19 protein-coding genes are annotated in these 24,735 nt (G+C 70.3%); 5 read left to right on the top strand and 14 right to left on the bottom strand.

Translation table 11 applies throughout. From position 1 onward, the window contains the following. The first annotated feature begins 82 nt into the window (after positions 1-82). Positions 83-1,648, top strand: a complete 1,566-nt coding sequence (locus H6G99_RS00215) for a glycoside hydrolase family 57 protein (protein ID WP_190609253.1) — start codon at positions 83-85, stop codon at positions 1,646-1,648. Positions 1,649-1,667: 19 nt separating this feature from the next. Here H6G99_RS00215 and H6G99_RS00220 read toward each other — a convergent pair whose 3' ends face one another. From H6G99_RS00220 to H6G99_RS00270, 11 genes are all read right to left on the bottom strand, one after another. Continuing rightward, positions 1,668-2,417 carry an amino acid ABC transporter ATP-binding protein gene (locus tag H6G99_RS00220; protein WP_286190912.1) on the bottom strand — a complete coding sequence of 250 codons (750 nt, stop codon included), beginning with the start codon at positions 2,415-2,417 and terminating at the stop codon, positions 1,668-1,670. Between the two features lie 50 nt (positions 2,418-2,467). Further along, complete coding sequence (locus tag H6G99_RS00225; protein ID WP_190609254.1) at positions 2,468-3,679, bottom strand: amino acid ABC transporter permease; 1,212 nt, start codon at positions 3,677-3,679, stop codon at positions 2,468-2,470. Between the two features lies 1 nt (position 3,680). Next, on the bottom strand, positions 3,681-4,703 hold the full coding sequence (locus H6G99_RS00230; RefSeq protein ID WP_190609255.1) for an ABC transporter permease subunit: 1,023 nt from the start codon (positions 4,701-4,703) through the stop codon (positions 3,681-3,683). Next, positions 4,703-5,764, bottom strand: a complete 1,062-nt coding sequence (locus H6G99_RS00235) for an amino acid ABC transporter substrate-binding protein (RefSeq protein ID WP_094586050.1) — start codon at positions 5,762-5,764, stop codon at positions 4,703-4,705. The genes H6G99_RS00230 and H6G99_RS00235 overlap by 1 nt, the downstream gene beginning before the upstream one ends. Before the next feature lie 69 nt (positions 5,765-5,833). Beyond that, complete coding sequence (locus H6G99_RS00240; protein ID WP_190609256.1) at positions 5,834-6,883, bottom strand: amino acid ABC transporter substrate-binding protein; 1,050 nt, start codon at positions 6,881-6,883, stop codon at positions 5,834-5,836. Continuing rightward, the gene (locus H6G99_RS00245) at positions 6,880-7,281 is read right to left on the bottom strand and encodes a fasciclin domain-containing protein (RefSeq protein ID WP_094586048.1); all 402 of its coding nucleotides are present in this window, start codon (positions 7,279-7,281) and stop codon (positions 6,880-6,882) included. Before H6G99_RS00245 ends, H6G99_RS00240 begins: the two co-directional genes overlap by 4 nt. A gap of 9 nt (positions 7,282-7,290) precedes the next feature. Next, positions 7,291-8,601: a CO2 hydration protein gene (locus H6G99_RS00250; protein WP_190609257.1), complete on the bottom strand. Its 1,311-nt coding sequence runs from the start codon at positions 8,599-8,601 to the stop codon at positions 7,291-7,293. Further along, positions 8,598-10,154 (bottom strand): NADH-quinone oxidoreductase subunit M, encoded by a 1,557-nt coding sequence (locus tag H6G99_RS00255; RefSeq protein WP_190609258.1) that lies wholly within the window; start codon positions 10,152-10,154, stop codon positions 8,598-8,600. The genes H6G99_RS00250 and H6G99_RS00255 overlap by 4 nt, the downstream gene beginning before the upstream one ends. Further along, on the bottom strand, positions 10,154-12,070 hold the full coding sequence (locus H6G99_RS00260; protein WP_190609811.1) for an NAD(P)H-quinone oxidoreductase subunit F: 1,917 nt from the start codon (positions 12,068-12,070) through the stop codon (positions 10,154-10,156). Before H6G99_RS00260 ends, H6G99_RS00255 begins: the two co-directional genes overlap by 1 nt. Positions 12,071-12,214: 144 nt before the next feature. Next, the gene (locus H6G99_RS00265; protein WP_190609259.1) at positions 12,215-14,980 is read right to left on the bottom strand and encodes a cation-translocating P-type ATPase; all 2,766 of its coding nucleotides are present in this window, start codon (positions 14,978-14,980) and stop codon (positions 12,215-12,217) included. Beyond that, the gene (locus H6G99_RS00270) at positions 14,977-16,188 is read right to left on the bottom strand and encodes a cation:proton antiporter (protein WP_190609260.1); all 1,212 of its coding nucleotides are present in this window, start codon (positions 16,186-16,188) and stop codon (positions 14,977-14,979) included. Before H6G99_RS00270 ends, H6G99_RS00265 begins: the two co-directional genes overlap by 4 nt. 106 nt (positions 16,189-16,294) lie before the next feature. Between H6G99_RS00270 and H6G99_RS00275 the strand changes: the two genes are divergently transcribed. Beyond that, on the top strand, positions 16,295-18,175 hold the full coding sequence (locus tag H6G99_RS00275; protein ID WP_190609261.1) for an APC family permease: 1,881 nt from the start codon (positions 16,295-16,297) through the stop codon (positions 18,173-18,175). An 8-nt stretch (positions 18,176-18,183) separates the two neighbouring features. Then, the gene (locus H6G99_RS00280) at positions 18,184-20,004 is read left to right on the top strand and encodes an SLC13 family permease (protein WP_190609262.1); all 1,821 of its coding nucleotides are present in this window, start codon (positions 18,184-18,186) and stop codon (positions 20,002-20,004) included. Here the strand turns inward: H6G99_RS00280 and H6G99_RS00285 are convergent. The 3 genes from H6G99_RS00285 to H6G99_RS00295 are packed head-to-tail and all read right to left on the bottom strand — an operon-like array spanning position 20,001 to position 22,576. Next, on the bottom strand, positions 20,001-20,666 hold the full coding sequence (locus tag H6G99_RS00285) for a DedA family protein (protein WP_190609263.1): 666 nt from the start codon (positions 20,664-20,666) through the stop codon (positions 20,001-20,003). The genes H6G99_RS00280 and H6G99_RS00285 overlap by 4 nt on opposite strands. A 24-nt stretch (positions 20,667-20,690) precedes the next feature. Then, the gene (locus H6G99_RS00290; protein WP_190609264.1) at positions 20,691-21,707 is read right to left on the bottom strand and encodes a polysaccharide deacetylase family protein; all 1,017 of its coding nucleotides are present in this window, start codon (positions 21,705-21,707) and stop codon (positions 20,691-20,693) included. Continuing rightward, entirely contained in the window at positions 21,704-22,576 is an 873-nt protein-coding gene (locus tag H6G99_RS00295) for a formyl transferase (protein WP_190609265.1), read from the bottom strand. Before H6G99_RS00295 ends, H6G99_RS00290 begins: the two co-directional genes overlap by 4 nt. An 85-nt stretch (positions 22,577-22,661) precedes the next feature. Between H6G99_RS00295 and def the strand changes: the two genes are divergently transcribed. Both def and H6G99_RS00305 read left to right on the top strand, forming a co-directional pair. Further along, positions 22,662-23,156 (top strand): peptide deformylase, encoded by a 495-nt coding sequence (def, locus tag H6G99_RS00300; RefSeq protein ID WP_190609266.1) that lies wholly within the window; start codon positions 22,662-22,664, stop codon positions 23,154-23,156. Then, on the top strand, positions 23,107-24,735 hold the full coding sequence (locus tag H6G99_RS00305) for an NCS2 family permease (protein WP_199296888.1): 1,629 nt from the start codon (positions 23,107-23,109) through the stop codon (positions 24,733-24,735). Before def ends, H6G99_RS00305 begins: the two co-directional genes overlap by 50 nt.

Raw genomic sequence — 24,735 nt, forward strand, 5'->3', positions numbered from 1 at the left:
AAGACCCGGCTCCGGGAGCGGAACATCAGGGAGCGGAACGTCAGGGAGCGAAACGTAGAGTGGCCGCACAGAGGGTTTCCCCATGGCCGCAGGCGATCTGGCCCTGGTGTTGCATGCCCACCTCCCCTATGTGCGCTCCGGAGAACCCGGTTCGCTCGAGGAGGACTGGTACTTCCAGGCCCTCCAGGAATGCTATCTGCCGCTGCTGGAGGTGCTGGAGCAGGCGGCCGCCGATCCGCAGCAGCGACCCCGGCTCACCCTCGGCCTCTCCCCCACCCTGCTGTCGCTGCTGAGCGACCGGGCCCTCAACGGCCGCTTCCCGGCCTGGTTGGCCCTGCGCCGCACCCTGCTCGACGGGGCCGATCCCGACCTGGAGGTTCCGGCCCGGGAGCTGAAGGGCACCCTCTCGGCCATCGAGGCCCAGTGGCGGGAGATGGGGGGGGATCTCCTGCCCCGCTTCCGGCGGCTGCAGGAGCAGGGGGTCCTGGATCTGATCACCTGTGGGGCCACCCACGGTTATCTGCCCCTGCTGCGGGATTCACCGGAGGCGGTGCGGGCCCAGCTGCTCACCGCCGTGCGGGAGCACCAGCGGCTGCTCGGCCAGCGGCCCCTGGGCATCTGGCTGCCGGAGTGCGCCTACTACGAAGACCTCGACCGGCTCCTGGCCGAATGCGGCCTGCGCTATTCCCTGCTCGACGGCCACGGCCTGCTCCATGGCCTGCCCCGTCCGCGCTATGGGGTCTATGCGCCGATCTGCTCCCCGGCGGGGGTGGCCTTCTTCGCCCGTGACAGCGAATCCACCCTGCCGGTGTGGAGTGCCAGCCAGGGCTACCCGGGCGATGGGGCCTACCGGGAGTTCCACCGCGACCTGGGCTGGGACCTGCCCGAAGCGGACCTGGAGGCCCAGGGCATCCACGACCGCCGCCCCCTCGGGCTGAAGCTGCACCGGGTCACCGCCCAGGGCTGCCCCCTGGACGCCAAGGCGCCCTACGACCCCCAGCGGGCGGGCGAGCGGCTGAAGGAGCACGCCGAGGCCTTCCTGCGGGGCCGCGCCGCCCAGATGGGGCAGCTGGCGGCCACGATCGAGCCGCCGCCGCTGCTGGTGGCCCCCTTCGATGCGGAGCTGTTCGGCCACTGGTGGTTCGAGGGGCCCCGGTTCCTGGCCGAGCTGTTCCGCCAGGGGCCGGCCCTGGACGTGCGCTTCACCCACCTGCGGGACGTGCTCAGCCAGAACCGGGCCCTGCAGGTTTGCCGGCCGGCCCCCTCCAGCTGGGGCCAGGGGGGCTACCACGACTACTGGCTCAACGACACCAACGCCTGGGTGGTGGCGGAGTGGCAGCGCGCCTCCCGGGCCATGGTGCAGCGGGTGAACCGGGGCGTGGGCAGCACCGCCCAGCGGGCCCTGCTCACCCAGGCGGGCCGCGAGCTGCTGCTGGCCCAGAGCTCCGACTGGAGCTTCATCCTGCGGGCCGGCACCACCACCGGCCTGGCGCGGGAGCGGATCCGCCGCCACCTCGACCGCTTCTGGCGCCTGATCGATGCCCTCGAGCACGGCACCGACCTGCCCCGGGAGTGGCTGGTTGGCGTGGAGCGGGAGGACGGGCTGTTCCCGCAGCTCAACGCCGCCGACTGGGCGACCAGGGTCTAGCGGCCGCACCCAGCCCCGGTCAGAGAATCTGATCCAGGAAGCGGCGGGTGCGCTCGTGGCTGGGGTTGGTGAAGAACACCTCCGGTTCGGCCTCCTCCACCACCTCGCCGTCGGCCATCAGCACCACCCGGTGGGCCACATGGCGGGCGAACTTCACCTCGTGGGTCACCACCACCATGGTGATGTCGTCGGCGGCGAGATCCTGCATCACCTCCAGCACCTCACGCACCATCTCCGGGTCGAGGGCGCTGGTGGGTTCATCGAACAGGAGGATGCGCGGTTCCATGCACAGGGCCCGGGCGATCGCCACCCGCTGCTGCTGACCCCCCGAGAGCTGGCCGGGATACTTGCCGGCCTGTTCGGCGATGCCCACCCGCTCCAGCAGGGCCCGGGCCTGCGTCTCCACCTCCGCCTTGGGACGCTTGCGCACCAGCACCGGCGCCAGGGTCAGATTGTCGAGCACAGAGAGGTGCGGGAACAGGTTGAACTGCTGGAACACCATGCCCACCTCCCGGCGGATGGCATCGATGTTGCGCAGGTCGTTGGAGAGCACGATGCCGTCGACGGTGATGCTGCCCTTCTGAAAGTCCTCCAGGGCATTGAAGGTGCGGATGAAGGTGCTTTTGCCCGATCCCGAGGGGCCCATGATCACCACCACCTCGCCCCGCCGCACGCTCAGGCTGGCGCCGCGCAACGCCTGGAATCCGTTGGGGTACCACTTCTCGACGGCCCGCGCCTCGATCATCAGTTCGCTGCTGGGTTGGCTCATGGGGCGGGACGTGGGATCGGAGCTGGGGAGGAGGGAAAGGGGAACGCGGCTCAGGTGGCGGAGGGCACGGCGTGGGGATCAAGCCGGCGCTCCAGGGCCCGGCTGCCCAGTCCGAGGGCGGCACAGCAGCCCCAGAACAGGACCGCCAGGGTGAGATACACCTCGCCGTTGCGGCCCAGGAAAGCCGGGTTGGCCATCACGGTGCGGGCCGTGCCGAGCAGTTCCAGCAATCCGATCAGCGACAGCAGGGTGGTGTCCTGCAGGAGCGAGATGAACTGGCCCACCATCGCCGGAAGGGCCACCCGCAGGGCCTGGGGGAGCACCACGTGCTGCAGGGCTTTCGGGTAGGAGAGGCCGAGGGAGCGGGCGGCCTCCAGCTGGCCCCGGGGCACGGCCGCCAGGCCGGAGCGCACCGCCTCCGCCAGGTAGGCGGCGGCGAAGAAGGTGAGCACCCAGGCCGCCCGCCAGACCCGCTCGGGTGCCAGGCCGCCGGGCAGCAGGAAGCCGAGGATGTTCTGGCCGAGGAACAGCAGGGTGATCAGCGGCGCGCCGCGGATGAACTCGATGTAGAGCACCGAGCCCCAGCGCAGCAGGGGCAGCTCGCTGCGGCGTCCCAGGGCGAGCAGCACCCCGATCGGGAAACACAGCAGGATCGCGAAGCTGGAGGCCAGCAGGGTGAGCAGCAGGCCGCCCCATTCCGAAGGGGAAACGGTGACCAGACCCAGGCCGCCGCTGATCAGCACCATGCCCACCAGGTAGAGCAGGGGCCACACCAGGGCGGCCAGCCGCCGGCCGGTGGGAGAAAGGTTCGCCCCGAAACGGCCGGCCAGCCAGCGGCAGAGAGCCAGCAGCAGCAGGAGCCCCCACCAGCGGGTCTGGATGGCGAGCGTGAGTCCGAGGGCCGAGGGCAGGGCCAGGGCGATTAGGGCGAGAAGCACCAGGGCCAGCCGGTCGTTGCGTGGCCACAGCACCCCGGTGCGGTCGGGGCGGGGGTGGGCGCGCAGCAGGCCCCAGGTGGCGCCGCTGGCCGCCACCAGCAGGGCGGTGAGCAGCCAGAGGCGCCACTGCTGCTCGATCGGGTAGCGGCCCACGGCGAACAGGGTGCTGTTGACCTTCACCACGGCCCACTGGGCCTGGGTGAGGGCCCAGCGCAGAAACCCGAAGGCCCCCAGGCTGAGCAGCGTGATCAGGGCGACGCTGAGCGCCCCATCGGCGGGGGTGGCGAACAGTTCGGCGCGCAGCCGTCTCAGGAGGGCGTTCATCTCAGCGCTCCCGGATCTGGACCAGGTGGTTGAGACCGTTCATCAGGGCCGAGATCAGCAGGTCGAGGGTGAGGTAGGCCGCCAGCAGCACCAGGATCACCTCCACCGCCCGGCCGGTCTGGTTGAGGGTGGTTTCGGCCACGGAATAGAGGTCGGTGTAGCCCACCGCCACCGCCAGGGAGGAGTTCTTGGCCAGGGAGATGTACTGGGTGTTGAGGCCCGGCACGATCACCCGTAGGGACTGGGGCAGGACGATGCGGCGCAAGGTGGCGAACCAGCTCAGCCCCAGGGAGGAGGCCGCCTCCCACTGTCCCTTCGGCACGGCGGCGATACCGCCCCGCACCACCTCGGCGATGAAGGCGCCGGAGTAGACGATCAGGCCGGTGAGCAGGGCGCCGAACTCGACGCTCAGGCGCACGGGCGCCTGCCAGACCTCGTTGACGAGGCTGGGCCCCATCCAGCGCAGCCCCTCGCCGAACCCGGCGATGTAGAGGCCCGACTTGGCCAGCACCACCCCGGGCAGCTGGATCGCCGCCACGCCGTTCGGCAGGGTGAGGAACACCACGAAATACCAGAACACCAGCTGCAGCAGCAGGGGGATGTTGCGCACCACCTCCACGTAGACCCGCGCCAGCCGCCGCAGCAGGCCGTTGTGGCTGAAGGAGGCCATCCCCACCAGGGTGCCCAGCAGGGTGGCCCCCACCAGGCCCACCAGCACCGCCCGGATCGTGTTCACCAGACCGGCGGCCAGGGCGCGCCAGTAGGGCAGCTGGGCATTGAACGGAATCACCGATTCCGAGATGTCGAAGCCGGCGGGCTGCTGCAGCCAGCGCCAGCTCAGCAGCAGGCCGGCGGCGGTGAGGTTGCGGATCAGATTGCCCAGCAGGAAGGCGATCAGCAGCAGCACCAGCAGTCCCACCACCGCCTGCACCACCCAGGGCACGATGCGGCGGTCGCGCCACCAGGGCGGCGAAGGCGGAGTGGCTGGAAGAGGGGCCGGGTCGGCGGGGGGCACCGGCGCCATCAACGGAAGGGCGGCGAGTAGATCAGGCCGCCGTCCTTCCACTGGCGGTTGAGGCCGCGGTCGAGCTTGAGGGCGGAGGCGGGCCCCACGTTGCGATCGAAGATCTCGCCGTAGTTGCCGACGGCCTTCACCGCCTTGACCACGAAGTCGGGCGGCAGGCCGAGCTGCTTGCCGAAGTCACCCTCCACCCCAAGGAAGCGGCGCAGGTCGGCCTGGTTGGTGTTGGCCTTGGCTTCGGCCAGCTTGGCGTCCACGTTCGCCTGGGTGATGCCGCTCTCCTCGGCCTGCATCAGGCCGTAGACGATCCAGCGCACCGCATCGGCCCAGGCCGGATCACCGTTGGTGGTGGCTGGGGTGAGGGGCTCCTTGCTCATGACCACCGGCAGCAGGGTGTGGTCGTCCGGTTTGGGGAAGCTGGTGCGCTTGCCCGCCAGCTGGGAGCGGTCGCTGGTGACGGCCACGCAGCGGTCGCCAAGGTAGGCGGCGAAGGTCTGGTCGCTGGTCTGGAACTTCAGCGGCGTGTAGGGGATGTTCTGCTCCCGCATGCGGTCGGCCAGGTTGAGCTCGGTGGTGGTGCCGCTCTCGACGCAGATCGGCTTGCCGGCCAGGCCCTTGAGGTCCTTGATGCCGCTGGCCACGGGCACCAGCACCCCCTGGCCGTCATAGAAGGTGGTGGGGGCGAAGCTGAGGCCGTTGCCGCCGGCCGCGTCGCGGCTCAGGGTCATGGTGGTGTTGCGCGAGAGCAGGTCCACCTCGCCGCTGGCCAGGGCGGCGAAGCGCTCGCTGGAGTTCAGGTCCCGGTACTCCACCTTCTCGGGATCCCCCAGCACCGCGGCGGCCACCGCCTTGCAGACATCCACATCCAGGCCCAGGTACTTGCCGTCGGGGCCCACGAAGCTGAAGCCGGGCAGCTTGCCTTCCACGCCGCAGATCAGCTTGCCCCGCCCCGTGATCGTGGAGAGCTTCTGGCTCTGCACCCCGCCACCATCGCCGGCGCAACCGGCGAGCAGGCCGGCGGCACAGAGGGAAACCACCAGGGAGCGGGTCCGGGTCCGGAACATGCCTGCGACGTAAAGGTGGCCGCATTGTTGCAGGTGCGCGCCGGTGCAGGTAGGCCCTGAGGAACCTCCTCAGCGGAAGGGGGGCGCGATGTGCAGACCGCCCTTGTTCCAGAGCCGGTTGAGGCCCCGCTCCAGGCCCAGGGGGGTGGCGCTGCCCAGGTGCCGCTCGAACAGCTCGCCGTAGTTGCCCACCGCCTTCACCACCCGCACCGTGAAGTCGGCGGGCAGGCCCAGCTGGCGGCCGAAATCCCCCTCCACCCCCAGGAAGCGGCGCGCTTCGGCCTGGCTGGGGTCCCGCCGGGCCGCGGCGAGGCGGGCCTCGACGTTGGCCTGGGTGAGGCCGCTCTCCTCCGCCTGGACCAGGGTGTGGGTGACCCAGCGCACCGCATCGGCCCAGGCCGGATCGGCCTGGATCGTCACCTTGGCGCTGGGCTCCTTGCTGAGCAGTTCCGGGAGCAGCACGTGGGCCGCCGGCTGCTTGAAGCCGCTGCGCTTGGCCGCCAGCAGGGAGCTGTCGCTGGTGATGGCGGCGCAGCGACCCTGCTCGTAGGCCGGGTAGGCCTGCTCGCCCGACTGGAAGCGCAGCGGCTGGTAGGCGACCCCCAGTTCCCGCATGCGATCGGCCAGGTTCAGCTCGGTGTTGGTGCCGCTCTCGACGCAGATCGGCTTGCCCGCCAGCTCCTGCAGGCTGCGGACACCGCTGGCCGCGGGCACCATCACCCCCTGGCCGTCATAGAAGAAGACAGGCCCGAAACTGAGGGCGTTGCCGCCGGGGGCGTCGCGGCTGAGGGTGTGGGTGGAGCTGATCGAGAGCAGGTCGACTTCGCCGCTGCCAAGGGCCACGAAGCGCTCCCCCGCCGTCACCGGCCGGAACTCCACCTTGCTGGGGTCGCCGAGCACGGCGGCGGCCACGGCCCGGCAGAAATCGGCGTCGATGCCCACGAAGGCTCCGCCGGGCCCCACCGTGCTGAAGCCGGGCACCGCCCCATCCACGGCGCAGACCAGCCGTCCCCGCTCGCGGATCTTGGCCATGGTGGGGCTGCCGGGTGCGTCGTTGCCGGCGGCGCAGCCCATCAGGGCACCCAGCACCGCCAGCGCCAGCAGGCCCGCTTTGGTCATCCCGGCAGGATCACCCGGTCGATCACGTGCACGATGCCGTTGTCGCAGACGATGTCGGCGGAGACGACGGTGGCGTTCTTGACCTCGAAGGGGTCCGCCCGGCGGATCGCCACCGGAGCCCCCTCCAGGCTCTCCCATTCCGGCTGCTCAATCAGTTGCTCCCGCCGGTAGGCGCCGGAGAGCACATGGAATTTCAGGATCCGGGCCAGCTGGGGGACGTTGTCCACCAGGGTCTGGACCGTGCCGGGGGGGAGGGCGGCGAAGGCGTCGTCGACGGGGGCGAAGACGGTGAAGGGGCCGGGGCTCTCCAGGGCGCCGGTGAGTCCGGCCACCTCGACGGCGGTCAGCAGGGTGCCGAAGCAGCCGGCACCCTTGGCGGTTTCGATGATGTTGGCCATGGGGGTCTCCTAGCGGTAGTCCGGGGTCTGGATCTGGGGCAGGCGTGCCTCAGGGCGCAGGAAGCGGTCCATCTGGGCCTCGAAGAAGCGCCGGTTGGCCATCAGGTGTTCCGGATCGGTGTCATCCAGCGGATAGAGCAGGGCGCAGCGCAGGGCCTGGATCACCGCCGAGGTGACGTTGTACATGGAGCGCTGGAAGGTGATGCCCAGCTGGATGAGCTTGTCCTCATCGCCACGCTTGTGCTGCTTGTAGAGCTCCTCCAGATAGGGCGGCAGGAAATGCAGCATGTCCTGCATCAACAGGGTGGGAGGGATGCCGGCCGATCCCACGGGGAACACGTCGGCATAGAGGATGCCGTAGTGGAAATCGGCCTGATCGGCAGGAACCTGATAGGCCTGGGCGTTGTAGCTCTTGGTGCCGCGAAATGGCGCCGTGCGATAGAAGACCGCCTCCACGTAGGGGAGAGCCGCTTCATAGAGCCAGGTGAAGCCTTCGCTCTTGGGGATGATCTCGAAACACTCGCCCTTGATGTAGACGTGGTGATAGATGGGCCGGCCCGCCACCGCGAAGATGCCATTTACCAGGAAGTTCATGGCGTCGGGAACACCCTTGAAACCGCCCTCGTCGTAGATGTCGCTCATCTCGAAGAACACCGGCGCCATCACCTCCCAGAACAGGCCGAGGTTGGCGTAGTAGCTCATCTTCTTCACCTGCTCCATGAACATCTCAGGGAACAGGCGATAGAGGCCGAGCATCAGCGGATTGCCGCGGAAGTAGGCCTTGATGGCGCGATCGGCGTTGGCCCGGTAAGCGTCACTGGCGAGATAGTCGTAGAAGCGGCCGCCCATGCCCTGATGCCAGAGCATGGCTTCCATGCACGCCTCGGCGAACTCCATGTTGATCCGGTCGTGCCAGAGGTGATGGAGCAGCTTCGACATCTTGCCGGTTTCGCCCTTCTCCATGAACTCCAGAAGTTCCGGGTGGGCCTTTTCACCACCACGCCAGATCCGCAGCTTCGACTGCTCACCGGCGTAGGAGTTGGGCAGATCCAGGTACTCCTGGGAGGGGAAGTACTTGAAGGCCGGCAGGGGATCGAGAAACACCTGCTCGGCGATGTAGAGCAGGTCGCGCCAATAGAAGTCCATCGGCACGGCATAGGCCTTGTAGATGCCGATGATCTGCATCAGGTTCTCTGGCGTGTCCGGCAGCATCGAGCCGCCGGCCTCCAGCCGGTGGATCACATCGGCATAGCGATGGGTGGAGGGCGGGATCAGGGGAGCGGTGACGGGCTCGGGGGTCGTGGCGGTGGGGGGCGTCATGACGTGCGCAGCTCCGAGGCGGAAGGGAGGGTGACGGCGACCAGGGGGGAGGTGGCGGCGGCGAGGGTGAGGGGCTGGGCGGCATCCCGGCTAAGGAACGGCTGGGTGCGCAGGGCCAGGCCAGTGGATACGGTCTCACTCCAGCCCGTGAGGGCCGTCGGCCAGAGGCCCGCCGCGATCACCAGAACGGTGAGGGCCATGGCCGGCGCCCGCTCGCTCCAGCAGGTGGAAGTCCAGTCGGCGCGCTCGTTGTCGAGGCGGCCGAAGCCCACCCTGTTGAACAGGCGGATGGCGTAGACGGCGGTGAAGCCCGAGGCGATCAGGCTGACCAGGGTGGCGCGGGGGAAGGTGGTCCAGCTGCCCTCGAACACCAGCAGCTCGGCAGGGAAGCCCGCCAGGCCGGGGATGCCGGCGGCGGCCATCATGGCCAGCAGCAGCATGCCCATGGTGAACGGCAGTCCCCGCAGGGGGTTCATCAGGCCGGAGAGCTCGGGGATGGCGGTGGTGCCGGTCTTGCGCTCGATCAGCCCCACGCAGGCGAACAGCAGGGCCACGATCATGCCGTGGGCGAGCATCTGGGCCACCGCCCCCTGCAGGCTGAGGGGGGTGGCCGCCGAGAGCCCAAGCACCAGCAGGCCCATGTGGCCGAGGGAGCTGAAGGCCATCAGGCGGCGGATGTCGCTCTGGGCGATGGCGTTGAGCGCCCCGTACACCGCGCTGATGGCACCGGCGGCAGCGATCCAGGGCGACCAGGCGGCCCAGATGTCCGGAAGGAAGCCCACGCCGAAGCGCAGCAGGCCATAAGCGCCCAGCTTGGAGACGGAGCCCGCCAGCAACATCACCACCGGTGTGGGGGCCTGGCCGTAGGTGAAGGGCTGCCAGCCGTGCAGGGGAAAGACGGGAAGCTTCAGCCCGAAGGAGAGCAGCAGCAGGGCCAGGATCCAGCGTTGGGCCGTGGGGGAGAACTGGGCCTGGCGAAGATCCTCGAAAGCGAAGAGCGGACCGGCGGGATTGAACCAGGCGAAGGCCAGCACGGCCGCCAGCAGGGCCAGGCCGGAGACGGCGCTGTAGAGCAGGAAACGCACGGCGGCACCGGCCCGTTTCTTGCCCCCCCAGACCGCCACCAGCAGGGTGATCGGGATCAGCACCAGCTCGAAGGCCAGGAGGAACAGCAGGGCGTTGCGGGCCAGCAGACCCGTGACGACACCCAGGTTGGTGGCCAGCATCAGGGAGAAGAACAGCCGCGGCCGGGACTGGTCAGCCGCTGCCGAGAGGATCGAAAGAGAGGTGATCAGCGCGGTGAGCAGCACCAGCGGCAGCGAGAGGCCATCCAGACCGAGATCGAGCCGGAGCCCGAGTTTCGGCAGCCAGGACAGCTGCAGGTCGGCGGGGGGGTGCTGCCAACAGAGCAGGCCCACCAGGAGCTGAAGGGCGCCGAACAGTGCCGCGATGCCGCGGACCCGAACGGAAGGAACGGTTGCCGGCAGCAGGGGCAGCAGCAGGGTGCCGGCCAGGGGTGCGGCCAGGAGAAGCAGGAGCGAGGACGATCCCATCAGCGGAACGGGCGAACGAGTTCGGACGGAACGGAAGGGGCGGAGGCCAGCAGCCAGGCGGCCATCAGCAGCACCCCGAGAAGGAGGGTGAGGGCATAGGCCTGGGTGCGGCCGGAGGTGGTGAAGCTGAGCCGGCGTGCACCCTCGAGGGCGGCACTCCCGGAGGCACCACTGAAGCCCTCGAACAGCCGCTCATCCGACCAGGCGCTGATCCGGGCCAGGGCCACCACCAGCCACACCACGGTGCGGTGGTAGAAGCGCTCGGTCTGCATGTCGTGGGCCAGCCAGTCCTGCAGGCCGCCGAGGGCGGCGGGCAGATGGGCCAGGGGGTGGGGCCGCAGGTAGAACACCGCCGAGAGGCCGCCGCCCACGAGGGTGGAGATCAGCAGGGGCACCGCCAGCGGACCCCAGCCCGGAAGGGGGGACAGGGCGAAGACGCCGTTGATCACCATCAGCTGCGGCAGGTGCAGCACCAGACCCATGAGCACGAAGGTGGGCAGGGCCATCAGCCACAGCACCTCCGGGGAGCGGGTGGTGAAGACCGACGGACGCCCGCCCCAGATCAGACCGAACACCCGGATCAGGCCGGCGCTGATCAGGGCATTGGTGAGCAGCACCAGGGAACCGAGCAGCACCGGATGGGAGCTCTCGGCCGTGAGCTCCATGAGCTCGCGCAGGGCGGCGAAGCCACCGAACGGCGGCAAGGCCATCAGGCCGGCGGCGCCTGTGAGGAAGGCCAGGCCCATCAGCGGACGCTTGCTCCACAGGCCCCCGAGCTGGGTGAGGTCCTGGGTGACGTTGGTGATCACGATGGCGCCGATCACCATCAACATCAGCGCCATCGGCAGGGGATACACCAGCATCAGGTGATCGGCCACGCTGATACCGCCCAGACCCACCGCCACGAACAGCAGGCCGAGCCAGCTGCTCACCAGGAAGGAGAGGGCGCGCTTCACATCGATCTGGGCGAGGGCGATCAGGGAGGCCACCAGCGCAGTGGTTCCTCCCACGATCACGAGCACGGTCTGAACCAGGGGACTCAGTTCGATCAGGGGCTCGAGCCGCAGCAGCACCCAGGCGCCGCCCACCACCACCACGGAGTTACGGAGCACGGTGGAGGGCAAGGGGCTCTCCATGGCCTCATCGAGCCACAGGTGCAGGGGGATCTGGGCGCATTTGCCCATCGGCCCGGCGATCAGGGCCAGCAGGATCAACGGCAGAACCTGGGGAAGGGGGTTGCCGTTGTTGACCTGATCGGCGGCCCAGGCCTGCAGCCCGTGGAAGTTCCAGGTGCCGGTGATCGGCAGCAGGGCGATCAGGCCCGCCAGCAGGATCAGGTCGCCGATCCGCTTGGTGAGGAACGCATCGCGGGCGCCCTTGACCACCAGGGGCTGGTTGTACCAGGTGCCCACGATCAGGTAGGTACCCAGGGTGAGCAGCTCGAGGATCACATAGCTGAAGAACAGCGAGTCCGTGAGCACCAAGGCGCAAAGACCGGCCTCGAAGAAGCTCAGGGACCCGAAGAAGCGGGGCCAGCCCCAGTCCATCTCCAGATAGCCGATGGCGTAGATCTGCACCAGCACATGCAGGCCGGTGATCACCGTCATGGCGATCAGGGCCGGCTCGGTGATCAGGCCGTCGAAGCCCACCTTGAGCCCGGCGGTCTCCAGCCAGGTCCAGCCGAAGGCGAGGGGCTTGTAGAGAGCGGCCGCACCGGCGCCGGAATTGGAATGCAGCGCCATCAGGGCGGCGGAGCTGTGGACGAAGGCCACGCTCACCAGGGTGAGGTTGAGATAGCCGCAGGGGCGTGGGCCCGTGCGGGAGATCAGCCCCGGAGACCAAAGCAGCGACAGCAGGGACGCCACCAGGGGGTAGAGGGGGACCAGCCAGGCCGTCTGGGCGAAGAACAGGGTCATGGCGGGAGAACGGTCGGGACCGGAGATGGCCCGCGTGGTGGCGAACACTAAGATCCCAGGCGCCGGGCGGAGGCCTTTCCAGGAAGGAAAGACCTATGGGTTCACCAAGTACTCGTTATCAGTCGGCCCGGGGCAGTGCGGGACTCAGGCGTCGGCGCTGCGATGGCGGCGCCACAGACGCCACACCTTCTCGAGCTCCAGATAGAGGAAGAAGACCAGACTGAAGCCCACGCAGATGCCCAAGTCGCGGGCGGAGAGGGGAACGGTGCCGAAGAATTTGGCCAGCACCGGCACGTAGAGGAGCGACAACTGCAGCAGGGTGGTGAACACCACTGCCCCCAGCAGCCAGGGGTTGGTGAAGGGATTCACCTGCACCAGCGGACGGTCGCTGCGTGCCGCCAGGGCATGACCCATCTGGGCGAGGCACAGCATCGTGAAGACCATCGTCTTCCAGGGGGCACCGGCCCTGGAGGCCAGCACCATCATCGTGATCGTGATGGCGGCGAACACCACGCCGATGCGCAGGATGTAGCTGCCGATCCCCCTGGCGAAGATCGATTCGCCCGGTTCGGCGGGCGGGCGCTGCATCAGGCCGGCCTCGCCGGGCTCCAGGGCCAGGGCCAGGGCGGGCACGCCGTCGGTCACCAGGTTCATCCAGAGGATCTGGATCGGCGTCATCGGCACGCCCACCAGCCCCAGCAGCGGAGCCGAGGCGATGGTGATCAGCTCGCCGACGTTGCTGCCGAGGATGTACTTGATGAAGCGGCGGATGTTGGCGTAGACGAGCCGGCCCTGCTCCACCGCATTGACGATCGTGGCGAAGTTGTCATCGAGCAGCACCATGTCGGAGGCCTCCTTGCTCACCTCGGTGCCGGTGATGCCCATGGCCACGCCGATATGGGCCTGCTTCAGGGCCGGGGCGTCGTTGACGCCGTCGCCGGTCATGGCGACGATCTGCCCGAGGCCCTGGAGGGCCTTGACGATCCGCAGCTTCTGCTCCGGAGCCACCCGGGCGTAGACATTGCAACGGCCCACGATCGCGGCCAGCTGGCCGGCATCGGCCTCCTCCAGCTGGCGGCCGAGCACCACCTCGGCACTGTCGTCCACCAGGCCGATGTTGACGCCGATGGCCCGGGCGGTGAGGGGATGGTCGCCGGTGATCATCACCGGGCGGATGCCGGCCTCCCGGCAGCGCGCCACAGCCAGCGCCACCTCGGGGCGGGCGGGATCCAGCTGGGCCATCAGGCCGAGCAGCACTTGGTGCTCCAGTTCCTGCTCGGGGCTGGGGTGGTGGGGGGCGCAGGCGAAGGCGAGGACCCGCAGGCCGGAGGCGGCCAGGTCCCTGGCCTGCTCCAGCCACCACTGGCGCTGGTCGTCGCTCAGGGCCGCCACGCCGGACCCATCGAGCCAGCGGTCACAGGTGCCGAGAATCACCTCGGGGGCCCCCTTGCTGATCATCAGGGTGGCCGAACCGGCGGCACTGGCCCCTAGGGGGGCCTGCAGGCTGCCCTCGCTGTCCTGCACCCAGACGGCCATCAGCTGGCGTTCGGAGCTGAAGGGGATCTCCGCTTCCCGCTTGTAGTGGCTGCGCAGGGCGAAGCCATCGAGATCGGCCTTGGCGGCCGCCACCACCAGGGCCCCCTCGGTGGGATCACCGAGGATCTCCCAGCGCCCGTCCGGCTCCTGCTTGAGTTCGGCGTCGCTGCACAGGACTCCGGCCTGGAGCAGCAGATTGCGGCCTCCTGCGGCAAGGCCGCCCGCGGCACCCGCTGGCGGGGCCAGGTAGGTGGGGCGGAACTCACCGTGGGGGTCGTAGCCGTTGCCGCTCACCGCCAGGGCCGTGGTGCCGCTGCGCAGCTCCTGCACCACCTGGCGGTTGAGGGTGAGGGTGCCGGTCTTGTCGGTGCAGATCACCGTGACCGAGCCCAGGGCCTCCACCGCCGGCAGGCGGCGGATCAGGGCGGCCCGCTGCACCATCCGCTGGGTGCCGATCGCCAGGGTCACGGTGATCACCGCCGGCAGACCCTCGGGCACGATCGCCACGGCCATCGACAGGGCCACCTCCAGCAGGTCGAGCAGGCGCTGCCCCAGCAGCCAGCCCAGCAGCACCACCACGGCCACCAGGGCCAGGGCGGAGACCACCAGCACGTTGGCCAGCCCGTCGAGCCGTTCCTGCAGCGGTGTGGTCTCGCCCCCCGCGGTGTTGATCATCTGGGCGATCTTGCCCAGTTCGGTCTGCATGCCTGTGGCGGTGACCACCCCCAGGCCGCGGCCGCGCACCACCTCGGTGCCCTGGAACAGGCAGTTCTGGCGCTCCAGGACCGGCGTGGAGGGTTCCAGCACCAGCACGGCCAGCTTGTTCACCGCTTCGGCCTCGCCGGTGAGGGCCGCTTCCCGCAGGCCCAGTTCGGCCACCTCCAGCAGACGGGCATCGGCCGGTACCCGGTCGCCCGCCTCCACCCGGATCAGGTCCCCGGGCACCAGCTGCTCGCTCGGCAGCCGCTCCCAGATGCCGTCCCGGCGCACGGTCACCAGGGGCTGGGCCATGTCGCGCAGGGCCTGCAGGGCCTGCTGGGCGCGGCTTTCCTGCAGGTAGCCCAGCAGGGCGTTGAGGCCCACGATCAGCACGATGGCGATCGCATCCTTGGGGAACCGCTGGGCGGCGTAGGCCACACCTGCGGACACTGCCGCCACCGCCAGCAGCATGATCAGCATCACGTTGCTGAACTGGTCCCAGAGGATGCGCAGGTTGCTGCGTCCGGCCTTGAGTTCCAGCCGGTTGGGCCCCAGCCTGGCCAGGCGTTCGGCGCACTGGGCGGTGCTCAGCCCTTCGGTGCTGGCCTCGAGCGCCTGCAGGCAGGCCTCAGGTGCCAGGGCGTGCCAGGCGGTCGCGGTGGCGGGAGCGGTCAACGCGGCGGATCACGGGTGGCCCAAACCTTAGGCATGGGTTCGTCCGGCTCCCGTTCGCCCTGCACTCCTGACGACTGCAGCCGCCGCTCCAGCAGCACCAGCCCCACCACCGTGGTGACGGTCACCATCAGCACAAGAGAGGAGAACTGGACGGCATCGATCAGTCCCTGGTTCAGCGCCGTGGTGGCGAACACCAGCCCCGGCAGGCCCCGGGGGATCAGGCCGAACACCACGAGCCAGCGATCGACCCCCGCCCGCCGGTCGTGGCGATCGATGCCCAGGCCGCAGGCCAGCTTGCTGAGCAGGGCCATCACGATCAGGGCCGCCGCCAGGCTCCAGGCCGCCGGCTGCAGCAGGGTGCCGGCGCAGATGCGCATCCCCACACTGATGAAGTAGAGCGGCAGGAACACCTCGGAGAGCACGGTCAGCACCCGCTGCACCTCCCCCTCCACCGGCCCCAGCCGGGCCATCAGCACCCCGCCCCAGAGGGCCCCCAGCAGGCTGGTGAGGCCGCAGGCCTCCCCCACCCAGGCCGAACCGATCAGCAGCATCAGGATCGCCAGGGCACTCGTGGGCCGCCGGCTGTGGCGGCGGGCCCAGTGGGTCACCGCCAGCCAGCTCAGCCCCGCCAGCAGCACCCCCAGCAGCGGCCCGGTCCAGCCGATCCCCTGCGTTCCCAGGCGCAGGCCCGCGCTGGCGGTGGCGATCGCCAGCAGGCCGATGGCCGGCAGGTCATCCAGCACCGACACCCCCACCAGCAGCCGGCCGGAGGGGGTCTGCAAGGCGCCGCGCTGGGACAGGAGCCGCAGGGTCACACCGGTGCCGGTGGCACTCAGCACCGCCAGGCACAGCAGGGTGGTGGGGGTGGAGAGGCCGAAACCGCTCTGCAGCGGCCAGAAGGCCAGCAGGGGTGTGCAGAAGCTCAGCGCCACCGTGCGCAGGATCGCTCCCCGGCGGGAGCTGAGCAGGTCGCCGCGCACCTCCAGGCCCACCTGGAAGAACAGCGTGAGCACCCCCAGCTCCGTCAGGCCGCTCAGGGGTGCCATCGCCTCGAACGGCACCACGGTGTTGCCGAGGACGAAGCCCAGCACGAGTTCGATGACGATCGCCGGCACGGCCAGGCGCGCCATCCAGCCTTCCGAGAGGCGGGCCAGCAGCACCCCCAGCAGCAGGATCAGGAGGGTGCTCAGCAGCGTGGGTTGTCCCATGGCACGGATCGGCCCAGGCGGATGGCGGACGGCTCGGTACGGCCTGGGACGGGCTGCCCGACGGCCCCTAGCGTCCTAGGGCATCCCATGGGCGAGTCGACGACGCATGGCCGGCCTCGAGAACCTGCGGCGCCGGCTCATCGGCACTCCCCTGCCCACCAGTGCCCACCACGAGGAGCGCTACAGCAACGCCGAGGCCCTGGCGATCCTCAGCTCCGACGCCCTCTCCTCGGTGGCCTACGCGACCCAGGAGATCGTGCTGGTGCTGGGGATGGGCGGAGCGGCAGCCCTCGGTTACACCCTGCCGATCACGGCCCTGATCGTGGGTCTGATGCTGGTGGTGGCCAGCAGCTACCGCCAGACGATCAAGGCCTACCCCCACGGGGGCGGCTCCTACCGGGTCTCCCAGCAGAACCTCGGGCAGACGGCGGGCCTGGTGGCCGGGGCTTCGCTCTCGATCGACTACGTGCTCACGGTGGCGGTGAGCGTGGCCGCCGGCATCGCCGCCCTCACCTCCTATGTCCCGGCGCTGGCACCCGAGCGGGTGCCCGTCTGCCTGCTGGCGGTGCTGCTCGTCATGCTCGCCAACCTGCGCGGGGTGAGCTCCAGCGCCCGGTTCCTGAGCGTGCCCACCTATCTGTTCATGGCCGCCGTCGTCACCCTGCTGGTGGCCGGGGCGATCAAGACCGGGCTGGGCCAGCTCCCCCCCCTGCCGGTGGCGGAGCAGCAGCGGCTGCTGGAGGCGGCCCACCAGGGCAGCCAGGGGCTGCAGGTCATCGGCCCCCTGCTGCTGATGAGGGCCTTCAGCTCCGGCTGTGCCGCCCTCACCGGCATCGAGGCGATCAGCGACAGCGTCGCCGCCTTCCGGCCCACCGAGTGGCGCAACGCCCGCCGGGTGCTGGTGGTGATGGTGCTGATGCTGGCCGTGATGTTCAGCGGCATCAGCGCCCTGGCCAGCCAGAGCGGCCTGGTGGTGGAGGACAACGGACCCACGCTCCTCTACCAGCTGGGCGAGCTGATCTTCGGGAATGGGCCGCTGCTGTTCGTGCTGCAGTTCGCGACGCTGCTGATCCTGCTGCTCGCCGCCAACACGGCCTATGCCGATTTTCCGCGGCTGGCCGCCTTCCTGGCCCAGGACGGCTTCCTGCCCCGCCAGCTCTCCTCCCTTGGGGACCGGCTGGTGTTCAGCAACGGCATCCTGGCCCTGAGCGCCCTGGCCGGCCTGCTGCTGGTGCTGGTGGAAGGCAGTGTCAGCCGCCTGATCCCCCTCTATGCCGTCGGGGTGTTCATCAGCTTCACCCTGTCCCAGGCCGGGATGGTGATGCACTGGTGGAAGCTGCAGGACCGGGGCTGGCGCACCAGGGCCCTGGTCAACGGGGTGGGGGCGACGATCACCGCCGTGGTGGGGGCGGTGCTGCTGATCAGCAAGTTCACCCAGGGGGCCTGGGTGGTGGTGCTTGCCATCCCCCTGCTGGTGCTGATGTACCTCCGCATCCGCACCCACTACGACCATGTGGCCAGGCGCCTGCGCATCGTCTCCGACGGGCGGCTGACATTGCCGGATCCCCCGCCTCCCGGCGACGGCACCCCCACGGTGGTGCTGGTGGGCCAGCTGCATCGGGGCAGCTACGAGGCCCTCTGCTTCGCCCGCAGCGTCGCCAGCGACCTGGTGGCGGTGCACGTGGATCTCGCCGGTGACCAGGGGGAGGCCTTCCGCGCCCAGTGGAGCCGCCAGCTGCCGGATGTGCCCCTGGAGGTGCTGCCCTCCCCCTACCGCTCCCTGGTGGACCCGGTGACCCGGTTCGTGGGGCGCTTCGAGCAGCAGCACCACAAGGACCGCCACGCCTTCTGCATGGTGGTGCTGCCGGTGTTCGTCACCCGCCACCGCTGGGAGAACCTGCTCCACAACCAGTCGACGATCCGCCTGCGGCGCGCCCTGCGCGAGCACGGCACCCGGGTCGTCACTACGGTCGGCTTCTACCTCTGAACGGCCCCATGCAAGCGTTCCTCACGGTCGCCGCCACGCCGGAAGGCCTGATCACCCTGGCGGTGTTCGCTGGGGCGATGGTGCTGTTCGTCACCGGCTGGCTGGCTCCGGAGGTCACCGGCCTGCTGGCGGCCGCCCTGCTGGTCAGTTTCAAGGTGCTCAAGCCCGATGAGGCGGTGCAGGGCTTCGGCAGCCCCGCCCTGATCACCCTGATGGGCCTGTTCGCCGTCTCCGCCGGGTTGTTCCGCAGCGGCGGCCTCGACCGGCTGCGGGCCCTGATCGGCTCCGATGCGGTCCGCAGCCCGAAGCGGATGATCGCCCTGATGGTGGGGGTGGTGGCCCCCATCTCCGGCTTCATCCCCAACACCCCGATCGTGGCCACCCTGCTGCCGGTGATCGAGGGCTGGTGCCACCGCCGCGGCGTCTCCCCATCGAAGGTGCTGCTGCCCCTGTCGTTCGCCACCGTGCTGGGCGGCACCATCTCCCTGCTCGGCACCTCCACCAACCTGCTGGCCAGTGATGTGAGCCGCCAGCTGGGTTTCGGCTCCCTGGAACTGTTCAGTTTCACGGCCATCGGCATCCCCGTGTGGCTGCTGGGGGGGCTGTACATGGTGCTGGTCTCCGACCGCCTGCTGCCCGACCGCGGCCAGGGGGATGAGGACCTGCTGGGCGGCCTCGCCCGCGACGGCTACCTCACCGACGTGCTGATCCCGGAACAGTCCGAGCTGATCGGCCAGTCGCTGCACAACAGCCGCCTGCAGCGGCGCTTCGACGTGGACGTGCTGGAGCTGCACCGGGGCCAGGACAGCTTCAGCGCCCCCCTGGCCGACCTGCCCCTGCAGGCCGGCGACCGGCTGCTGCTGCGCTGCAACCGGGACAACCTGCTGCGTCTCCAGCAGGAGCACACCGTCACCCTCGCCCCGATCGGCGAGCAGGAGGAGGATCTGCGCGAGCTCGCCGGCGAGACCACCTCCCCCCAGCGGGTGGTGGAGGTGCTGCTGCCCAACGGCTCCACCCTGGCAGGGGCCAGCGTGCGGGACATGCGCTTTCGCCAGCGCTACAACGCCACCCTGCTGGCGGTGCGGCGGGGCAACCAGGTGCTGCGGGAGCTGCTCGGCCGGGTGGTGCTCCAGGCCGGTGATGTGCTGCTGCTGCAGGCCCCGGTGGATGCCATCCGCGGCCTGCAGGCCAACAACGACCTGGTGCTGCTCGACGAGCTCGAGAAGGACCTGCCCACCACCGATCGCAAGCTCGTCGGCATGGTGATCGCGGGCCTGATGATCCTGCTGCCGATGTTCAAACTGCTGCCGCTGATGGCCGCGGTGCTGCTGGCCATGGTGGCGATGGTGGCCACGGGCTGCCTGCGCTCCGGCGAGCTGCTGCGCTCCGTCCGCTGGGACGTGATCCTGCTGCTGGGCTCCCTCTCCTGCTTCAGCGTGGCGATGCAGAAGACCGGCCTGGCGGAGGCCCTGGCCACCGACCTGCTGCACTCACTCAAGGGCTGGCCGGCCTACGGGGTGCTGCTGGTGGTGTTCGTGCTGGGACAGCTCTTCACCGAGGCCCTCAGCAACGGCACCACCGTGGTGCTGCTGATCCCGATCGCCACCGAACTGGCCAAGGGGCTGGCGCTGCCCCCCATGGCCTTCATCTTCGCGATCACCTTCGCCGCCAGCCAGAGCTTCCTCACCCCGATCGGCTACCAGACCAACCTGATGGTGTTCGGCCCCGGTCGCTACCGCTTCCTGGACATGGCCCGCTACGGAGCACCGCTCACGATCACCCTGGCCCTGGTGGTGCCCTGGCTGATCTGTCGGCACTTCGGGCTCTAGGCGGGCGGCTCCCCGCCATCGGACTCCAGGGCCGCCTCCTCGAAGCGGCCCACCAGCTTCGGCACCACCAGCACGATCACAAGCAGCACCAGGGCGCCGAGGCCGAACTCAACGACCCCTTTCACCATCTGATCGAAGGGGATCCAGCGCCCCCCGAGCCAGGCCAGGCCCACCATCGTCGAGGCCCAGAGCACCGCCCCCAGCATGTTGAACAGCAGGAAGCGGCGGTAGGGCATGCGCACCGCGCCGGCGATGGGGCCGGCCAGCACCCGCAGCACCGCCACGAACCGGCCCAGCAGCACCGACTTGCCGGCGTGGCGCAGGAAGCGTTCGCGCAGGGCCTCCATCTGCTCCGGGGTCCGGCCCAGCAGCCGACCGACCCGCAGCAGCAGCCCCCAGCCCGCCCGGCGCCCCACCCAGTAGCCGAGGTTGTCCCCCAGGATCGCCCCGCCGGCCGCCGCGCCCATCACCCCGAGCACCTGCAGCTGGCCGCTGCCGGCCGCGTAGCCCGCCAGCAGGGTGACGGTCTCGCCGGGCAGGGGCACGCCGGCGTTCTCCAGCAGCATGGCGCCGAACACCACCCAGTACCCCCAGTCCTGCAGGAGGGTCCGAAGCGTGGTGAGGCTGATGGTCCCGTCGAACACGGCCAGGGGCCAGGCCATCGCAACGTGGAAGGAATCCAGACCCTATCTCCCCGGCCAGGCCAGTGTTCCGGTGCTGAGCCAGCGGCGGCGGCGCAGCCGGTTGGCGTGGGGCCCCGGCCAGGTGAAGCGGGGCAGGTCCAGGGCCGGGCTGGTGGGAGTGACCAGGGCGGCGTCGACGGTGGCCACCTGGAGGTAGTGGCGGCCGCAGATTTCCGCATCGCCGGGCAGATGGCTGTTGAAGGGGTAGGAGAAGGCCCGGGGGGCCTCCCCCAGCACCTGCTCGAGCTCGGCGGCCGAGCGGCTCAGTTCCTCCTCGAATGCCTCCGGGCTGATGTTGCAGCGCGGGACATGGTGATGGCCGTGGCTGCCCAGCTCGTGGCCGGCCTCCCGGGCCCGGCGCAGGTGATCTCCGCTGGGATACAGGCGCTCGGCCGCCGCCGCCAGTTCGCCGGCCGTGCCCCAGCGCTCCGCCAGCTCCGCCAGCTCCGCCAGCAGTTCCCGCACCCGCACCACGGGGGTGCCATCCCGCAGCCGGGCGATCAGGGCCGCGCCCTCCAGGTCGTCCGGCAGATCCAGCCGCTGGCGGGCCAGCTGCTCCAGCCGGGGCGCCAGGGTGGGATGGGCGCCATACCAGTAGAGGGCGTGCTCCCAGACCAGCTCCCCGCCGGCGTCCATCGCCGTGGACTGGAAGAACACGGCCGGGATGCCCAGGCCCTGGAGCACGTCCATCCCCTGTTCGTAGTTGCAGCGCAGGCCGTCATCGAAGCTGACGATCACCCCGAACTCCTCAGCGGAGGGGAAGCGTCCGGCCCGCAGGTCGGCGTAGGTGAGGAAGCGGGCGCCGCGGCGCTGCAGGACACCGAGCTCGGCGGCCAGCTCCTCGGGGGGAATCGGCGGTACCCCGAAGCGGTCGAGGAAGGGCTCCCGGCCAGGCTCGTCCACCCGGTGGTACAGCAGACAGAGAACCTTCCCCCGCAGACGCCGCAGCCAGAGGCGATCCAACGGCGGCAGGAACAGCAGGTCCGCCGCCCGGTTGGCGGCCCGCCCCAGGCGGCTCATGGCTGCTCCCCCCCCACCACCCGCACGGCCCCGTCGCGGCGCGCCTGGTCGGCCAGGTAGTCGCGCACCAGGCCCCGGGCGATGCGGCGGTTGGCCATCAGCCGCTGCCAGGGCTCGTAGACGTAGCCGGTGCGCCGCAGGAACAGCTTGCCCTTCTCCCACTGGGGCACCCGCGGCGCGGTGCCGGCCTCGAGCCGGCGGGCCGCCTCGATCAGCAGCTCGATGCCCACCTGGAAGCTGCGTACGTCAATGGTCTCGACGTCGTCGTCGGGCTGCATCGGCACGTGGGCCGACAGGATGATGTCGCCGCTGTCGATGCCGGGGTCGATGTGGTGCACGGTGACGCCCACCAGCTCCGGATGCCCCTCCATGAGCATGTAGAGGTTGCAGTTGGCGCCGCGGGAATAGGGCGACAGCCCGGTGTGCAGGTTGATGATGCCGTGGCGGAGGGTGGGGATCAGCTCCAGCACCGGCGCCCGCAGCAGCTGGGTGCCGTTCACCAGCACGATGTCGGGGGCCACCTGGCGCAGGAAATCGGCGGTGCGCTGCTCGTTGATGGCCGAGGTGACCAGCACCGGCACCCCGTCCGGCAGCTTGGGTGGGCCGTCGTTGTGGTGGAACAGCTGCCGCTGCAGGGCGGCGCCGCGGCGGTCGTGGGGCCGCAGCAGCAGCCGGGCGATCAGCTGGCGCAGCAGCCTTAGGGGCCGGCGGTACTTGGCCAGGCGGGAGAGGGTGCTGCGGCTCGCCGGCGGCGACACCTGCAGCACCACGCCCACCAGGGTGAAGTCCTCGGCCGCCCGCCGCACCAGGTGGCGTTGGTAGAGGCCGTCGCAACAGAGCACGGCCACCCGCAGGGAGCTCACGGCCATGGATCCGCCGATCGCAGCATCATCTGCGGATGGTACGGACGGGGCGGCCGGAAGGCGGCACAGTGGGACCGATCCTGAGGCGCCCATGGCCGTCCGTGACGTGCTCACCATCGGCGATCCCCGCCTGCGCCAGGTGAGTGCGCCGGTGGAACGCTTCGACGACCCCGCCCTGTCGGCCCTGCTCGACGACCTGCGCGACACCATGGCCGCCGCCGATGGCGCCGGCCTGGCGGCCCCCCAGATCGGTGTGCCCCTACGGGTCGTGATCTTCGGCATCACCCACAACCCCCGCTACCCGGAGGCGCCCCCCATCCCGGAAACGGTGCTGATCAATCCCGTACTCACGCCCCTCGGCGAGGAGCAGGACGATGACGCCTGGGAGGGCTGCCTGAGCGTTCCCGGCTGGCGGGCCCGGGTGCCCCGCTGGCGCCGCCTGCGCTACCGGGGCTTCGATGGCCAGGGGCAGGCGTTCGAGCGGGAGGTGGGGGGCTTCCACGCCCGGGTGGTGCAGCACGAGTGCGACCACCTCGATGGGATGCTGTTCCCGGACCGGGTGCCGGCGGGGCTGCCCCGTGGCTGAACTCACCGCACCTGTCCCGCCGCCGTCCCCCCGTTGGTGGGTGCGCGGCGACCTCGACGGCTTCCTGGGGCTCGGCCTCGACAACCTCATCCAGATCCTGCTGATCGTGGGCCTGTGTCGCGGCGTGCTGGGGTATCCCGATGGGCTGATCTTCGGCACGATTCTGCCGGCCACCGGCATCAGCCTGGTGGTGGGCAACGTGGCCTATGCCGTCCAGGCCCACCGCCTGGGGCGGCGCGAGGGCCGTGACGACCGCACCGCCCTGCCCTACGGCATCAACACCGTCAGCCTGTTCGCCTACGTGTTCCTGGTGATGCTGCCGGTGAAGCTGGCGGCCACCGGCCAGGGTCTGGATCCCCAGGCGGCTTCGCTGCTCTCCTGGCGCGCCGGCCTGCTGGCCTGCCTGGGGTCCGGGCTGATCGAGGCGGGGGGCGCTTTCCTGGTGGCCCCCCTGCGCCGCTGGCTGCCCCGGGCGGCCCTGCTCTCCACCCTGGCTGGCATCGCCCTCGGCTACATCGGCCTGGGGTTCCTGCTGCGCACCTATGCCGTCCCGGTGGTGGGGCTGGCCGTGCTGGCGGTGATCCTGCTGGCCTACTTCGGCCAGGCCCGGCTGCCCCTGCCGGGCGGCGTGCTGGCGGTGCTGGTGGGCATCGTGCTGGCCGCGGCCACGGGCCTGCTGCGGCTGGATGGGCCCACCTGGCAGGCCAACATCGCCCAGGTGGGACTCCACCTGCCCGTGCCCAGGCTCGGTGCCCTCTGGGAGGGTCGCGAAGCCCTGGTCCCCTGGCTGGGGGTGACGGTGCCCATGGGCCTGTTCAACCTGCTGGGTTCCCTGCAGAACCTGGAGAGCGCCGAGGCGGCCGGCGACGCCTACCCGGTGAAGAGCTCCCTGCTGATCAACGGCATCGGCACGATCGCGGCGGCAGCACTCGGCTCCTGCTTCCCCACCACCATCTACATCGGCCACCCGGGCTGGAAGGGGATGGGCGCCCGCATCGGCTACTCCTGGCTCAACGGCCTGGTGATGGGCCTGGGCTGCCTGCTGGGGCTGTTCGGGGTGGTGGGCCAGCTGGTGCCGATCGAGGCCGGCATGGCGATCGTGCTCTACATCGCCCTGGTGATGGCGGCCCAGGCCTTCCAGGCCACGCCACCGGCCCACGCCCCCGCCGTGGCCCTCGGCCTGCTGCCCGGCCTGGCCGGCTGGGGCTCCCTGATGCTCAAGGCGGGCCTACGGGCCGGGGGCAGCGGCACGCCGGCCAACCCCTTCGGTCCCCAGCTGCTGCTGCCCCTGCAGCAGGCGGATGTGTGGGCCGCCGGTGCCTTCGCCCTGGAGCAGGGCCAGATCCTGGCGGCGATGCTGCTGGCGGCGATGCTGGTGTACGTGATCGAGCAGCGGTTCCGCGCCGCCGCCCTCTGCGCCCTGGTGGCGGCGGTCGCCTCCTGGCTGGGGCTGATCCATGCCTGGAGTTTCACCCTGGCCGACACGGTGCTGGATCCCGGCTGGGGCAGCGGCACCCCCTGGGCCCTGGGCTATCTGGCCATGGCGGTGGTGTTTCTGCTGGGGCGCCCGCAGCGCTGA

Source organism: Synechococcus sp. FACHB-909 (assembly GCF_014698945.1).
Lineage (GTDB): Bacteria > Cyanobacteriota > Cyanobacteriia > PCC-6307 > Cyanobiaceae > Cyanobium.

Bases quoted from the DNA above. Each gene is read 5' to 3' on its own strand.
- H6G99_RS00215 (WP_190609253.1), top strand. From the start codon at position 83: ATGGCCGCAGGCGATCTGGCCCTGGTGTTGCATGCCCACCTCCCCTAT.
- H6G99_RS00220 (WP_286190912.1), bottom strand. From the start codon at position 2,417: ATGAGCCAACCCAGCAGCGAACTGATGATCGAGGCGCGGGCCGTCGAG.
- H6G99_RS00225 (WP_190609254.1), bottom strand. From the start codon at position 3,679: ATGAACGCCCTCCTGAGACGGCTGCGCGCCGAACTGTTCGCCACCCCC.
- H6G99_RS00230 (WP_190609255.1), bottom strand. From the start codon at position 4,703: ATGGCGCCGGTGCCCCCCGCCGACCCGGCCCCTCTTCCAGCCACTCCG.
- H6G99_RS00235 (WP_094586050.1), bottom strand. From the start codon at position 5,764: ATGTTCCGGACCCGGACCCGCTCCCTGGTGGTTTCCCTCTGTGCCGCC.
- H6G99_RS00240 (WP_190609256.1), bottom strand. From the start codon at position 6,883: ATGACCAAAGCGGGCCTGCTGGCGCTGGCGGTGCTGGGTGCCCTGATG.
- H6G99_RS00245 (WP_094586048.1), bottom strand. From the start codon at position 7,281: ATGGCCAACATCATCGAAACCGCCAAGGGTGCCGGCTGCTTCGGCACC.
- H6G99_RS00250 (WP_190609257.1), bottom strand. From the start codon at position 8,601: ATGACGCCCCCCACCGCCACGACCCCCGAGCCCGTCACCGCTCCCCTG.
- H6G99_RS00255 (WP_190609258.1), bottom strand. From the start codon at position 10,154: ATGGGATCGTCCTCGCTCCTGCTTCTCCTGGCCGCACCCCTGGCCGGC.
- H6G99_RS00260 (WP_190609811.1), bottom strand. From the start codon at position 12,070: ATGACCCTGTTCTTCGCCCAGACGGCCTGGCTGGTCCCCCTCTACCCC.
- H6G99_RS00270 (WP_190609260.1), bottom strand. From the start codon at position 16,188: ATGGGACAACCCACGCTGCTGAGCACCCTCCTGATCCTGCTGCTGGGG.
- H6G99_RS00275 (WP_190609261.1), top strand. From the start codon at position 16,295: ATGGCCGGCCTCGAGAACCTGCGGCGCCGGCTCATCGGCACTCCCCTG.
- H6G99_RS00280 (WP_190609262.1), top strand. From the start codon at position 18,184: ATGCAAGCGTTCCTCACGGTCGCCGCCACGCCGGAAGGCCTGATCACC.
- H6G99_RS00285 (WP_190609263.1), bottom strand. From the start codon at position 20,666: ATGGCCTGGCCCCTGGCCGTGTTCGACGGGACCATCAGCCTCACCACG.
- H6G99_RS00290 (WP_190609264.1), bottom strand. From the start codon at position 21,707: ATGAGCCGCCTGGGGCGGGCCGCCAACCGGGCGGCGGACCTGCTGTTC.
- H6G99_RS00295 (WP_190609265.1), bottom strand. From the start codon at position 22,576: ATGGCCGTGAGCTCCCTGCGGGTGGCCGTGCTCTGTTGCGACGGCCTC.
- def (WP_190609266.1), top strand. From the start codon at position 22,662: ATGGCCGTCCGTGACGTGCTCACCATCGGCGATCCCCGCCTGCGCCAG.
- H6G99_RS00305 (WP_199296888.1), top strand. From the start codon at position 23,107: ATGGGATGCTGTTCCCGGACCGGGTGCCGGCGGGGCTGCCCCGTGGCT.